13 protein-coding genes and 1 pseudogene are annotated in these 14,620 nt (G+C 45.6%); 10 read left to right on the forward strand and 4 right to left on the reverse strand.

Translation table 11 applies throughout. The features are described from left to right. Nucleotides 1–707 precede the first annotated feature (707 nt). On the reverse strand, nt 708–1,415 hold the full coding sequence (locus MKX50_RS12610; protein WP_155611262.1) for a MerR family transcriptional regulator: 708 nt from the start codon (nt 1,413–1,415) through the stop codon (nt 708–710). 156 nt (nt 1,416–1,571) lie between these two features. On the opposite strand from MKX50_RS12610, the gene MKX50_RS12615 reads away from it, so the two are divergent. The 4 genes and pseudogenes from MKX50_RS12615 to MKX50_RS12630 all read left to right on the forward strand — a co-directional run bounded on the left by MKX50_RS12615 (nt 1,572) and on the right by MKX50_RS12630 (nt 4,071). Next, the gene (locus tag MKX50_RS12615; protein WP_213588350.1) at nt 1,572–2,060 is read left to right on the forward strand and encodes a DUF6022 family protein; all 489 of its coding nucleotides are present in this window, start codon (nt 1,572–1,574) and stop codon (nt 2,058–2,060) included. Nucleotides 2,061–2,086: 26 nt separating this feature from the next. Next, nucleotides 2,087–2,722 (forward strand): streptogramin A O-acetyltransferase Vat(I), encoded by a 636-nt coding sequence (vat(I), locus tag MKX50_RS12620; RefSeq protein ID WP_339159908.1) that lies wholly within the window; start codon nt 2,087–2,089, stop codon nt 2,720–2,722. A 26-nt stretch (nt 2,723–2,748) separates the two neighbouring features. Further along, nucleotides 2,749–3,638 (forward strand): annotated as a pseudogene (locus tag MKX50_RS12625) (Virginiamycin B lyase). Between the two features lie 82 nt (nt 3,639–3,720). Next, entirely contained in the window at nt 3,721–4,071 is a 351-nt protein-coding gene (locus MKX50_RS12630; RefSeq protein ID WP_155611266.1) for a DUF2200 domain-containing protein, read from the forward strand. Between the two features lie 109 nt (nt 4,072–4,180). Here MKX50_RS12630 and MKX50_RS12635 read toward each other — a convergent pair whose 3' ends face one another. The 3 genes from MKX50_RS12635 to MKX50_RS12645 all read right to left on the reverse strand — a co-directional run bounded on the left by MKX50_RS12635 (nt 4,181) and on the right by MKX50_RS12645 (nt 6,598). Further along, nucleotides 4,181–4,459 (reverse strand): hypothetical protein, encoded by a 279-nt coding sequence (locus MKX50_RS12635; RefSeq protein ID WP_339159910.1) that lies wholly within the window; start codon nt 4,457–4,459, stop codon nt 4,181–4,183. A gap of 586 nt (nt 4,460–5,045) precedes the next feature. Continuing rightward, nucleotides 5,046–5,579, reverse strand: coding sequence for a CueP family metal-binding protein (locus tag MKX50_RS12640; protein ID WP_339159912.1), 534 nt, complete (start codon nt 5,577–5,579; stop codon nt 5,046–5,048). 212 nt (nt 5,580–5,791) lie between these two features. Next, the gene (locus tag MKX50_RS12645) at nt 5,792–6,598 is read right to left on the reverse strand and encodes a class I SAM-dependent methyltransferase (protein WP_339159915.1); all 807 of its coding nucleotides are present in this window, start codon (nt 6,596–6,598) and stop codon (nt 5,792–5,794) included. Nucleotides 6,599–7,009: 411 nt separating this feature from the next. On the opposite strand from MKX50_RS12645, the gene MKX50_RS12650 reads away from it, so the two are divergent. From MKX50_RS12650 to MKX50_RS12675, 6 genes are all read left to right on the forward strand, one after another. After that, nucleotides 7,010–7,777 carry an ABC transporter ATP-binding protein gene (locus MKX50_RS12650; RefSeq protein WP_339159917.1) on the forward strand — a complete coding sequence of 256 codons (768 nt, stop codon included), beginning with the start codon at nt 7,010–7,012 and terminating at the stop codon, nt 7,775–7,777. Continuing rightward, complete coding sequence (locus MKX50_RS12655; RefSeq protein WP_339159920.1) at nt 7,764–9,695, forward strand: ABC transporter permease; 1,932 nt, start codon at nt 7,764–7,766, stop codon at nt 9,693–9,695. Before MKX50_RS12650 ends, MKX50_RS12655 begins: the two co-directional genes overlap by 14 nt. A gap of 13 nt (nt 9,696–9,708) precedes the next feature. Continuing rightward, entirely contained in the window at nt 9,709–10,077 is a 369-nt protein-coding gene (locus MKX50_RS12660; RefSeq protein WP_339159923.1) for a YxeA family protein, read from the forward strand. Nucleotides 10,078–10,138: 61 nt separating this feature from the next. Then, entirely contained in the window at nt 10,139–12,337 is a 2,199-nt protein-coding gene (locus MKX50_RS12665; RefSeq protein ID WP_339159925.1) for a M1 family metallopeptidase, read from the forward strand. Between the two features lie 143 nt (nt 12,338–12,480). Next, entirely contained in the window at nt 12,481–13,194 is a 714-nt protein-coding gene (locus MKX50_RS12670) for a response regulator transcription factor (RefSeq protein WP_339159927.1), read from the forward strand. Then, nucleotides 13,191–14,609, forward strand: a complete 1,419-nt coding sequence (locus MKX50_RS12675) for a HAMP domain-containing sensor histidine kinase (RefSeq protein ID WP_339159929.1) — start codon at nt 13,191–13,193, stop codon at nt 14,607–14,609. Before MKX50_RS12670 ends, MKX50_RS12675 begins: the two co-directional genes overlap by 4 nt. The last annotated feature ends 11 nt before the right edge of the window (nt 14,610–14,620 follow it).

Here is a 14,620-nt window from a genome sequence, read left to right on the forward strand (position 1 = left end):
ATAGTCATTGCTCTACGAACACCATCAATACAAATTTTGAGTCATAACGCTTATGTTCAAAAATTCATACAGAATCGTTGTTATTTTCTATATATGAGTAATTGTGCATGGTTTTTCAGATAGAAATCATAGCATCAAACGTTTGAAGGGGAATTGTAGATGATTTTTCGATTATATTATACGGAAGCTCGATTGAATTAACGTAGTATGGATGTGATTTTATATCTGCCTCAGGAAAATCTACTTCTTCTACATGCTCATTGCTGCGGCCGCAGTTCGTTTATGACGATGACCTTCGAGGGAGAATTGCGCGGAAAATAGCAACGCGGACAAGGCCCCCTTAGTGCTCACGGTTGCCATTACCGCTAATCCGCAGGTTTGTAAATTTCTGAGAATCTAACGGTTGTATATGTTGCTACTCTAACGTTTTAAACTATTTTGCGATCGATTCGGTTCACATAACGTGGATAACAACCGTTAGAACATCGAGGTAGCTAATTTCAACGGATTAACGGCCGTGGCAACCGTTAGAATTTTGGAATAGCTTCGCCGGTTGTGAAAATATACCGGAGCTATTGCAAAAAAGCGCATTCTCCAGTGAAAGGGTGCAGTGTCACAGTAATCTGGGTGCTGCGAACTTCGTGCCATTCACAACTTTAGCTTTACGGTAAGACTGTCCGAACGAGCCTCGGTAGTTTCCGCAATTCCTATTGTTTGAATTCTAATGTTTGAATTAAGCGGTAAAGAAAATAGAGTGCTCGCATCTGAAGCTTGATCGTTTGATGCAAGTGAGCACGGATACTTTCAGAAATTCTCATCGCATGCTCGATATTCTCTAGTTCCAAGATAGCTATGGATTTTTTTAAGTTCACGGTTTCCTCAGAATAAACGGAGCTCTGGAGTACTTGAATCATCCTAATTTTAAAGAGATGTGCTTCATTATAAAGACGATATTTGTTATCAGGATCTCGCTCAGCAGTGAATAGGCCGCTTTTCTCCCAGTAACGGATTGCGGATTTAGGAGCCCCCGTCAATCTGGAAACCTCGTGGATGCTGAAGTGTCGGCTAAAGTCGTAGGTTTGACTGCCTTCAGAATACGATTTCAACTCCTGTACCAGTTGATCTAGACTTGCTTTTTCCCGATGGAGCATAACCTCCTTATCCCTGACGATCCACAATGCGTCGTCCAAGTCATGTCGCCCAAGACAATGCATCACCTCGCTTGTTACTTCCATTCCGAATGCGGAAGCCATGGCTTGAATACATGCCAGATAAGCCTCATGCCGTTCCGTATACATACGGTACCCATTTGCGGATCGGACCGCAGGAGGCATTAACCCCTTTGCTTCGTAGTTCCGTAAGGTACTGGCGCTTAAACCGTATTTTTCTGCCAGTTTTTTTGGTCCAAAGTCCATGCGAACCCACCTTAGTAAGAAAATATGCGCCAACATTAAAATCATTGTAATGTTATTCTGGTTTTTTTATTGAATTCCTTCATAAATATTTTCTAAACCTTCCAATTGGCTTACATGTCGTATGATGGAGATAATCCACATTAAGGAGGAGTAAGCATGACACTAAAACCATTATTCCGTTACGACATGAACATTGAGGAGATTTGCGAGGCAGGTAATCAGTATATCCAATCGGTATGGAAGATATTATACGATTCGATGCTAGGTGAGCTAACGATCGCTTTTCATGAAATCGGGGATGCTGCCTATGGCCGCTATTTGGACCGGTTGATGCCCGCACTATTTGAAAGCCTTGTAGACGCCGGGTTCGAAGCAAATGAGGCGCTCAAAGAGAATGATTTCGTGATCGGGAGCTGTCTGCTATTTCGCAACTCGCTTGAAAAATGGGGAACCGAGGATCGTAGGTCCCGAATTTTTTGGAATGTGTTACGCAGTAAGAATAGTCAACATCCCCTAGGAACTTTATTGACGGAAATCCCTCATTCGCATCTGAAGTTCGACATTCCTATGGCACCTGTATTATATTCGCTGAAAGAGTACGAGAGGGAGCGCATCGCGCAAGGAATTCGGCGGATCAAGGAATAACAATAATCGTGAAGGAGTGCATGCTTATGTTAGGTCCAAATCCTAAGGAAAAGTATCCGATACCGGGGAATCGTAATTTACAGTTTATAAAGAACACCATTACCAAGCCTAACATTATAGTAGGGGACTATTCTTATTACGATGCATTGGACGGAGAACCGTTTGAAGATCAAGTATTGTACCATTATGAGGTCATCGGGACAAAGCTGATCATCGGGAAGTTCTGTTCGATCGCCCCCGAAGTCCGATTTCTTATGGATGGCGGCAACCACAGGATGGATGGGTCTACCTATCCGTTTAATATTTTCGGGCATGGATGGGAAAGACACACCCCATCTCTAAATCAATTGTCGATCAAAGGAGACACGGTTGTCGGTAACGACGTCTGGATCGGCAGACGCGCCACGATTATGCCGGGGGTGCGAATTGGCGACGGGTCTATTATTAGTGCGGAAGCTGTGGTCGTCAAGGATGTTGCACCCTATACCGTTGTCGGTGGGAATCCTGCTAGGGAAATAAAACAACGGTTTTCGCAAGAAGTTATTCAAGCATTTTTGGAGATAAAATGGTGGGACTTCGATATCGAGCTCATTCATCCCTATATTGACGCCATTGTAAGCGGAGATATAGACACGCTCAAAAAAATGAAGCAGCGTCCTTAAATGATTTCTTTTGGGAGGTAGTGTGTATGACGGTCATGATCCATGAATATATAATCAGAACGCAAGACTCAGGGCCATACGGAATAACGAGGGGTAAAGACGGAGCCATGTGGTTTACGGAACAACGGGCAATCGAATCGGGCGAATCAATGCCGCAGGCGAGATCATTTCGTTCTCCCTACCTACAGAGAATGCCGGCGTGATGTCGATTATATCGGATCGAACCGGAGACTTGTGGTTTACGGAGTATCAAGCCAATAAGATCGGGAGGATGTCGTTAAGTGGATATTTTACAGAATATGAACTTCCTTCCGCAAATTCAGCCCCTTTCGGCATCACGGAAGATAGGGAAGGTGCGATTTGGTTTACGGAAATGAATGGCGGAAATATAGGGAGGTTAACCGCATCGGGAGAGATCACCGAATTCGAATTGCCCAGCTCAGATACATTTCCTTCATTTATTGTTCCCGGATCAGACGGAGCATTATGGTTTACACAGAATCAAGGGAATTCGATCGGTAGAATCACCACCGAAGGTGATGTCACAGAACTTCCCATTCCAACGCCGAACTCCGGACCTGTAGGCATTACGGGCGGTCCTGACGGGGCATTATGGTTTGTTCAAATTATGGGCAATAAAATCGGAAGAATGACAACTTCCGGCGAAGTAGAGGAGTTTATGATACCGACATCGAATGCCAGGCCCCATGCTATCATTTCCGGGGAAAATGAAGATCTCTGGTTTACGGAATGGGGCGGTAACAAGATCGGACGAATTACGGTTCAGGGAATGGTTACAGAGTATCCAATCCCTACGAAACACGCAGAGCCCCACGGTTTAGCGATGGGTGAAAAGGGGGAAATTTGGTTTGCCGAAGAGTGTAATCGAATTGGACGGCTTATCATCTCCACCTGAAACTATAATTACATTAAAGTTTAAACCCGACTTTATTTTTACTATAATAAAAATAAACAAAACCATATAAGCGAGGGCGATCATGACCAAACATCGGATTTATACAACAAGTGTCGCAAGCGTCTATCCCCATTATGTTACAAAGGCGGAGAAAAAAGGCCGTACGAAAACAGAAGTCGATGAAATCATCCGTTGGTTGACAGGGTATAGCCAGGAAGAGTTAGAAGCGCATCTGGAGAAAAAAACAGACTTTGAGACATTTTTTGCGGAGGCTACTCAAATAAATCCTTCCCGTACTTTAATCAAAGGCGTGGTCTGCGGTGTTCGAGTGGAAGACATCGAAGAGCCCACGATGCAGGAAATTCGCTATTTGGATAAGCTGATTGATGAGCTTGCAAAGGGAAAAGCAATGGAGAAAATTTTGCGAAAATAATATTGTTCTTGAGATCAATTAACTCAGAAATAATGGATTCAAAATCAGCCTCCTATGCGTTTTATAAACCGTACAGGAGGTTGATTTTTGTGGCATAGGCAGCTGATTATTATTTATTCTTTACGATTTCTTGATATAATTCCTCAAGATGTTGCTGGACACTTCGCAGTTCATCTTTTCCTCTTAATGTAATATCGTATTGGGAGCCTTTGTTAATTAAATAACCTTCGCTCGTCAGATGATCCAGCTCTTGCTTAACTTGCTGCGGACTTAAATGATAGCCGTGGCTGTTGATTTCAGGTTGGATCTCTTCCGGTGTAATTGCATTTATATTTGCATGATACAACAGGTGAATGCGTGAAAATGGACTTTCGAAACCTGAGTGCATGATGAAGGTTCTCCTTTTCAAAAATGGTACTTAATCAGGGTTATTATTTGTGTTTGTGTCCCCACATATACATTCCCCCAAATCAAGTCCTCCCCTATAAAAAGTTCAGTTGCCAATCCATAAGTGAATCTCTTGAAAAGAAGAGGGGCTCCACACTGATATTGGACTGTCGCTTGCGGCAACTTACCCTGATAAATACGATACATATACCGGTTTCTCGCAAATTACGAACTGGGTTGACAACGACAAGCTGAGCTACAAATGGCTGCTGAAAAGGGCGAGGGAGAAAAACCATCAAAAGGCGATTAACGGCCGTCGGAGAGCCTCCTTATTGCGATAGCTTTAAACAATGGACCGTTATCCGCAAATGGCAATTTAAATTCAATACCATGTTCTATGACGCAGGGGATCAAGGATCCGCGACCTTTTATTCAGGCCTTAAAATCATGCTGCGGTCGACGGATTACTCACTGATAGACATTTATAATTCCCTTGTGCGCGGCTTTAAGCTTTCGTATTCGGAAGAAAGGAGCAGAACTGCCGATGGCAGCTGCTCCTTTATATGTTGAAGAGGATGATCAGTCTTTTATGTCAATTGCATGGTTGTAATGCATGTATCGTCACTTTCAAACGTTGAAAATGTAGATTCCACTTTTTTCTCGTTTTGGGTAATTGAGATACGATATTCTTTGTCTCTCGGCAGCCATAAATCAATAAATCCATGGGAATTTGACGTTAATTTTTCATCTCGTATAACGTTTCCTTCGCTATCTTCAATATATACCTCAAACTCTTTATTTACCAATTCTCCTCGGCAACCAGTCAGGCTATGGGTTGCACAAGGATGTGTTTGTTCAACGTATGGTGCAATAGAAACAAAGAACTCGTCTTCCGGCAATGCATAGGTTAACTGGCTGTTATCCTGGTTTGTAACTATTAATTGCATGGAATTAATTGAGGCAGACTGGTCCTCTATATTACCACTGCTATAATCACTTACTAACTGTTTAATATCTACGTCACTTTTTATGATCCCATTGTTATTTTCTGACTGTTGGCTTACACATCCACTTAATACAATAATTGAGACAATACTAATAAAGAACAATAGTTTTCTCATTGAATTATTCGCCCCCTTTTCATATTATTCATAAACTGTATAAGTACCATAAATTGTATATACACCATAAATAGCATTTAGTAAGTGATTTACTGCACTGACAAGCACCGAGCTCTACCAACATGCGGTTCCATTGCTGAAATGTGATTCAAGGATTGAATTTGAATGGCGATGTATTAGAAATTTGCTAGTCATGATTAAACTATCGGATACTATAGTTTTCTTGCTTTGATTACAAAGGTTACAGGAAGCATCTTTGCTTTCTGGGCAAAATCGCTGTCCCGTAATTGCATAATTTCATTATCCGACTCCTCAATTAGTTGCTCAATGACAAACCCCGCTTTTGAGAGCGCATTCACATAAGTTGATAGTTTACGATCCGATAAGGTTAGCGTACTTTCTTCAAGAGAAACCGAATACCAAGATTCATCGAAATAACTTTTTTTAAAAATAAGCATACTATTTTCTGAAGCTACACATTTGTGTATAGGGTGGGACCAACTGAAAATAAATACGCCGTCTTTTTTTAGGTAAGAAGCAATTCGGCCGAAAGTACCTTCAAGGTCGGTGGTCCAGCCGATGGCATAAATCGAATAAACAAAGTCAAAATAATCCTCGGGTATGCCGCATTCTTCTTCCATGGGAGAACAGATCAATTGGGCTGTAAGGCCGCACGCCGCCAAATGCTGCCTTGTCTTTTCGATTTGGTTTTCTGACATATCCAATCCCCATAGTTCAGATGCTTTGCGTTCCCCATGATATTGCAAGGATTGACCGCTGCCACAGCCGATCTCCAGCATCTTTTTCCCTGAGACATCGCCAAAAAGCTGGCACTTTTCTTCTGAGACAAATGCTCCATATAGAGGAAGCGAGGTTGCTCCTAAGATGTCATTTCCCTTTGTGTCCCAAAAGATGCTGTTTGTCTTATGTATAGAAGCCTTATTCATGTCGACCGAGATGGCGCTGCCAACCTCGCCAGCGCCTATAATGTTTGTTCTGTTCACAGAATTCTTGTCCATGCCGACGTCCTCCCCAAATATAATGCCTAAACGTATATTCCGATTTGCAAAAGCGAACACCTGTGCTGATTAATCCACATTAATGTACCATTTTCCCATGAACAAATCCACTAAAATTATCCACTCAGTGTTAAAGAAGCGTTGGTGCTCAGTAGTGATTAGCTGTAGCTGTCCAAAGAAATAATCACTTCACTTGACAGTGGACTTATTAAATACTGTATAAGAACTATTAGAGTTCATTATAATTTGGATGGTTACGAATAAATAACCCTCAGGAACGCTGTAAAGGCGCGCCTTGAGGGTTTTTGCATAATTTTAAGGTTGCTGTAAGGTTGCGATTAACATGGTGTAAGCTTCGACCATTAAGATTGGATTTACATTCGAGAAATTCAACGCTTAAGGAGTGTAACCATGAAAACCATACTGCAAGCAAACAACGTAAACAAAACCTTTGGCACAAAAGGAAACCTATATACGGCGCTGCAAAACATCAATCTGAGCATTGAAGAAGGGGAGTATGTCGGCATTATGGGCCCATCCGGTGCGGGGAAGTCGACGCTGCTGAACATCTTTTCGACGATCGATACGCCGACCTCCGGTGAAATTACGATCGTCGGGCAAAACATCGTCGCTATGAACGAGGAGAAGCTGTCCGATTTCCGTCGGAATAAGCTCGGGTTTATTTTTCAGGACTACAATCTACTTGATACATTGACGGTCAAGGAAAACATCCTGCTCCCGCTGGCCTTATCCAAAGTCCCGGCAGCCGAAATCGAAAAGCGGGTTGAGGCAATCGCCGATACGTTTGGCATTCGCGAGATTCTCGATAAGTACCCATACCACATATCGGGGGGACAAAAGCAGCGTGCGGCGGCATCTCGGGCGATCGTGTCGAATCCGAGCTTGATTTTGGCGGACGAGCCGACCGGCGCGCTCGATTCGAAATCAGCGACCAGTCTGCTGGAAAGCTTGAGCAAGCTAAACCAGCACAATCAAGCGACCATCCTGATGGTTACCCACGACGCCTATGCGGCGAGCTTCTGCAAGAGGGTCATTTTTATCAATGACGGCCGGCTGTTCAAAGAGCTCCATAAGGAAGGCTTAACGAGACAAGCATTTTTCGGACAGATTATTGAAGTTTTGGCGACGCTCGGAGGTGGTCATCATGACGCTATTTAAGATCGCCGGGAAGAACATCCGAAAGAACTTCACGAATTATTTTCTTTACTTCGCTTCGATGATATTCAGCATCGTCATCTATTTTACGTTCGTGTCCTTGAAATACGACAGCACTATCGCTTCCGCATCGGAAGGATCGCAAAAGATCAGCTCGGCTTTCAGCGGGGCGGCGGTCGTGCTGATCGTTTTCGTGGCGGTGTTCATCTGGTATTCGAATTCGTTTTTCACGCGCAAGCGCAAAAAAGAGGTAGGGTTGTACTCGCTGCTTGGCGTCCGTAAAAAACAGATCGGACGGATGCTGTTTTATGAAAATTTCCTGATGGGCATTCTGGCCCTGATCGTAGGAATCGCGCTTGGAGCGGTGCTTAGCCGGTTTTTTGTGATGATTCTGATGAAGGTGATGGGTTACGCCGCCATAGCGGATTTCTCCATTTCTCCGGCTGCGATACTGAATACGTTTCTGGTGTTCATGATCATCACGCTGATCACTTCGCTCCAAGGCTATCGCTTGATTTATCGATTCAAGCTGATCGAGCTGTTCAAGGCAGATCAAGAGCGTGAGAAAGAGCCAAAGTCTTCCCTGATCATTGCGTTATTGTCCGTAGCGCTCATCGGGTTCGGCTACTGGCTTGCGCTGCAAAATATGCTTACATCCAAGGCATGGGCGACGATCGGCTTCATGCTGACTCCGCTCGTTATTTTGATATCCGTCATCCTGGGCACATACCTGCTGTTTAACACGTTGACGGTTACGCTGCTGAAGCTGGCCCGCAAACACAAAAAAAGCTACTGGCGTGGACTGAACCTGATCGGGACTTCCCAGCTGCTGTACCGGATGAAAGGCAACGCGCGGACACTCACGATCATCGCTGTGTTAAGCGCAACGACGCTGACGGCGGTTGGAACAGCGTACAGCACGTATTACAACACCCGGACGAACGCGGTGCTTGCGAATCCGAACAGCTATATGTTTATCGGGGTGGACAGTACGGTCACAGGAAAAGCCGATAAGGCGATTGAGCAGGCTGCGGAGCATAAAGTGCTTTACCATGAGTCCATGCCTCTCCTTGAGTTAGATGCGGACACCTCCGGCCTGAATCATGCTCAAGGATCAGAAGAGCAGTCGTTTACCGTCATATCCAGCCGCGATTTTAACCGGTTGGCCAAGCTGCAGGGGCGGGATGATGCCATAAGCCTTGAAGGCAGCGAAGCCGCAGTGCTCGAACCCGCCTATCTGGAAGGCATTTCGCCGGAGTATGTCGGTTCGTCGATCAAGCTGAAGGGTGAAGGGATCAATGAAACCATCCAATTCAAAACATTAAAAAAATACAATGTGCTGAATTTTGGAACGGTCTACTCCACCATTGTCGTCAGCGATGAACTTTTTGCGGAGCTTAAGCCGAATGCCAAGGCTTTGGCTGTCGAAGCCTATAGCATCACGCATCAGGACAAGGCTAAAGAGCTGACAATGCAGTTGGAAGAGATTTTACCGGAGAAAGCGGAGCTTTCAAGCTTTTACAGTGATTATTCACGGGGAATGGAATCTACCGGCCTTTTGATGTTTATGGGCGGATTCCTCGGACTCGTGTTCCTGGCGGCGACTGGCAGCATCATTTACTTCAAGCAGCTGACGGAAGCCGGCAGCGACAAAGCCCGTTATGTGATTTTGCATAAAATCGGCGTCAAAAAACGGGAAATCCGCAAAACCGTCGCCAAACAGGTGCTATTCATTTTTGCCCTGCCGCTGGCTTTCGGCATCGCCCACTGTGCTGTCGCCCTGTCGGCATTGTCGAAGCTGATGATGACGAATCTGGTCGTTCCTGTCGTAAGTTGTATGGGTGTCTATGTTTGTATTTACCTGATCTATTATTTCTTGACTGTACATGCGTACTGCAAAATCGTTACCAATACAAAATAAGGAGTGAACGTAAATGAAAAAGGGATTTATCGCTATAGCGGTTGTTGTGATCGTTCTGGTCGGATTCGTCGTATTCATTCAAAACGTGAATTTAAACCGAATCGGTGCGGAGCAATATTACGTGCAGATTAACCAAGACGGAAAGAAAATCGAAGATAAGTCGGACAGCGGACAGAAGTATGTTTCTTACGAATACACCCTGGAGGGCTTTGATTCTAACGGAAAGGAAAAGGTGCTGACCTTTACAGCAGGTAAAGAACTGCGTCAAGATGCGTACCTGAGAGTCTATGTGAAGGGGAATGATGTAAGCTCCTACCAGGAAGTGCAGGCAACCGAGCTACCCGAACAAGTGAAGCAAAAGCTGGTTGGTGCCGGGAAATAAGCTCTTTATACGGGGAATCTGGATATAGTCTACTAAAAATGTGTACGAGGGAGAGAATCCGATGTATCGAAAAAACTTTAAATCTGTATCACAAAAAACGCTGACTTACTCGCTGGCTTTTACGCTTGCGGCCTGTCCGGTCGTCGGCGCTGGCCAAGCGCTTGCAAAACCAGCCGCCGTCGCATCCACTGAATCCATAGAAATGACGCAAGCGCATGCCCAGGTCCAATACCGGATCAACGCAAGGCTAGACGAGAAGAATATGCGCATCCATGGAAACGAGACCGTCACTTACCGGAACACGTCCAACCATACGCTGCGGAAGATCGTCTTCCATACGTATGCCGATGCCAACCGGTCCAAAACGACCCAAACTTCGATGTTTGAGCAAAACAACGAGGAGATCCAGAAGGAAAATCCGCAGAAGAAGCCGGAAGATTTTCTTGGCGGCATCTACATTCGCAGCGCGGCGGCTGACGGACAATCTTTGGCTTTTTCAAACAGCAATCAGGCTCTGACCGTTGAATTGAAGCAGGAGCTAAAGCCTGGGGAAGCGGTGACGGTTGAAATCGGTTTTGAGGTGAAAATTCCTTTCGGCATGCAGCGCCTGTCCTACTACAAAGACATTATCAATGGCGCACATTGGTTCCCGGTCATGTCGGTCTACGACGAGAACAAACAGGAGTGGGACAACAAGCCGTACAGCAAGACCTTCGAAACCGATTATTACGATTCATCGGATTTCGAAGTTCATATTAACGTGCCGGAAGCCTATCAAGTGCTGATGCCAGGGACGATCACCACGCAGGCGGACCCGAAAGAGCCCGGCCGGAAAGTTGTTACCGCTGTTGCCGATAACACCCGGGAGCATGTCTTTTTTGCCAGCCCGAATTATAAGGTGGAGAGCGTAACGCGTGACGGCTTGACGATTGAATATTTTTATTTCGACAATATGCCAAACAAGAAAAAAATCGTCGATGAATACATCGACACCGCTTTTAAGGCTTTTCAATTTTTCAGTGAAAAATACGGGAAATATCCATACTCTGAGTTCCGGATCGCAGAGTCGTACGTAGAGGGTGTGGCGGTCGAGTTTGCCCGGGTCATCCAAATGGGGCAAATCCGGCCGAATAGCGATCCGGCACATGATACCACATTCGTGCACGAGATTGCCCATCAATGGTTTCATGCTTTAATCGGCAACAATTCGGAGAAAGAGTCGTTTTTGGACGAAGGGTTTGCCGATTTTTCGATGGTGTATTTTGCGGAAAAACAAGGCGATGAGCTGAACGGGTTCAAATCGATCCAAATCGATGATGTGTCTTTTATAGACAAGCCGATCGCCTCAAACAATACGGAAGCGGGGGGCGAGGCCAACCCGGTCTTTTATAAAAAAGGACGCCAGGCCATCTACCAGCTGTACCGCATGGTGGGCGAGGACAAATTCGATGCGTTCATGCAGGAATATTTCAAGCGGTACCAGTACAAAAACGCGACGATCAGCGGGTTGCTGCAAACCATCCAGGATACGCTAGGAGAAGAAGCGCGAAAGGAAATGGACAAGGCGCTGCATGATCCGCAGTTTGCTCTAAAGCCCGAATACCAATTGTCTGAGACAGAAAAAGCCACTTATTTGCGTGAACAGTTTAAAGACGCGTACCATTTGACCCTGTCCCAAATTCCGAATCTTCCGGCGGAAACGATGAGCCGCATCGTGGATAAGGCGCTACAAGGCGAACCGTTGACGATCGTGGTGAGTGATCAGGCCAGCGGCATAGCGAAAAAGCAGCAGCAGACAATCTTGGAACAGCTCGAAGGATTTCTGGAGGTGTTGGGCATTCCGCATGAGGTGATTTCCGATCGGCAAACACTCAAAAATAAGCTGAAAAAGGAGCTGCCAAACAGCAATATTATTGCCATCGGCAGCGCGAAAACGAACGGACTCATCCAGGCGCTTAAACCCGGAATCATACAGAAATCGAAGGCCATCGGCTTCGACTGGAAAACCAAGATGAACCAGAAAGCATCTTCGGGCGCATATATCATTAAGCATCCTTACAATCAAAACCGCCTGCTGCTGCATTTATTCTGGAACGGTGACGCCTTGAGCGACAACGCGGTTGAGCCGTTTGCGGAGCAGATGCTAGAATCGCTCGGTTTTAGCGGCGACTTTTATCAATATTACGTTTTGAACAAAACAGGCCAAGTCGCAACAGATAAAAAGATCGCTAACCCGATAGCGAAATTTTTCGGCGAATAATAATAAAAAGAAAGCCGCTGGTCAAAACACCCATTTCAATATATGGTTATAGTAATGGCAGGGCGGGGAAGATGATTACTGAAGACTCGGCAGGTTTTAGCTGCCGGTCTTTTTCCCTGCTTGTAGAAAGGAGTTCGAACCAATTGCCGCTAAGTCAGAAAATATTGATCGTGGACGATGAAGAAGATATTTTGAAGCTCCTTAAAACGGTGCTGATCAAGGAAGGGTTCGAGCACGTATATACCGCCGCTACGGCGAACGAAGGCTGGCTTCAGTTTCAGGACAAGCAGCCTGACCTCGTCATATTGGACATTATGCTTCCGGATGGCGAGGGGTATGACGTATGCAAACAAATCCGCAGCGTTTCGAACGTGCCAATTTTCTTTTTGTCGGCCAAAAACGAGGAAATCGATAGAATACTCGGATTTGCTATCGGTGGCGACGATTATATCACCAAACCGTTTAGTCCGAAGGAAGTGGCTTTTCGAATCAAAGCACGTTTCCGAAGAGCCGAGAGCATCCCGGAAGAGGGATTGAACGAGCACACCTTGAAAGCCGGACCATTTGAGCTTGACGAACACAAATTCGAACTGAAGAAAAACGGCGAAGTCATCGAGCTCAAACCGAAAGAGCTTGGTCTCATTAGCTATTTGCTGAAGCACCCGAACCGGATTATAAGCAAGGAAAGCCTGTACGATCAGGTGTGGGGAGAGGAATCCTTCGGTTATGACAATACCGTCATGGTTCATATTCGGCGGCTGAGGGAAAAGATCGAGGAGGATCCTTCAAACCCGCAATATTTGGTGACCATAAAGGGACTGGGATATAAGCTTGCATTGAAGGAATCGGCGCAATGAAATGGCGGCTGACCGGCAGATATCTGGCATCCGTCGTCCTGATTGTTGTCGTCGTCATTTTCATTAACATTATAGTGGTAACCGGGCTTTTTATATACCAGCAAGTATCTCCCCAGCACCCGTTTTATCAAGATGAGGCCTCAGCCGAATCAATCACCCGTTCATTCAGTAAAGAAATCGTTATGTCAGAATCGGGGATGGCCATTACCGTGCAAGGGCAAGAAACGCTGGAGCGCAATCACGCCTGGGTTCAAATTCTGGACGGAAATGGCAATCAAGTCTATGGATATCGTGTGCCGACTGAAGCCAAAACCAAATATACGCCGCTGGATATCGTCCAGACCTATAAGTATATGGAGAAAGAACTGATGTCGACCGTTTTTATCGGGGAAAAGCAGGAACGCGGGGTACGCTACAGCTATTTGATCGGCTTTCAGGACCCTTATCTGGAGCGGAATATTCTCACCTATGATATCCGGAAGGTCGGACGCTTGCTTCAAATTGGAATCCTCACTCTGCTTTGCGTCGACGGCTTCATCGCGCTCTGCATCGCTTATCTGTTCAGTAAAAGGTTAACCAAGCCGCTTTCCTCACTCATTGACGGGATTAAACAGCTGGCCCATAAAAACTACCGAGTGCACTACGAAACGAAAGGTGTCTACAAGGACGTGTTTTACAATGTCAACGTGCTGACCGAGGAACTGCGGGCAAGCGAATTGGAACGGAAAAAGCTGGACCGGATGAAAGAGGAGTGGATCGCGAACATTTCGCATGATATCAAAACGCCGCTTGCTTCGATTCAGGGGTACGCCGAAATGATGCGGGACAAGGATTATGATTTTACGGTCGAGGAAATGCGGGATTACGCAGAAATCATTGAACGGAAGTCGCTTTATTTGAAAGATGTGATCGAGGATCTGAACCTTTCCACCCGTCTGAGAAACAAGGAACTGACGCTCAATTCGAAAAGCGTAAACATTGTCAGCCTCGTCCGGAATGCCGTCATCGATACGTTAAACGATGCCCGGTATGGCAACCGGAATATCAATTTCCAGTACAGCGACGAAGTGATCCTCGTCGAGGCCGATGAAATTCTGATTCGCCGTGTGGTCGCCAATTTGATCTACAATGCAGTCGTTCATAACGATGAGAATGTGGCCGTTGAAGTCAGTGTCGAGAAGGAAAGGGATTTCGTTCGCATCATTGTCGAGGACCACGGCAAAGGAATCAAGAAAGAAGAGCTGGAACGGATTTTCGACCGTTATTATCGTGGAACGAACACGGGAGAGCTGCATAAAGGATCCGGCCTCGGCATGGCCATCGCGCACGATATCGTGAAAGCGCATGGAGGGGAAATCCATGTAGAAAGCGAGCTGCGTAGCGGAACAAGAATCGAAATTTTGCTTCATACTTAAGAACCGGAAAT

Origin of the sequence: Paenibacillus sp. FSL W8-0186 (assembly GCF_037969765.1) — a bacterium.
GTDB lineage: Bacteria > Bacillota > Bacilli > Paenibacillales > Paenibacillaceae > Fontibacillus > Fontibacillus woosongensis.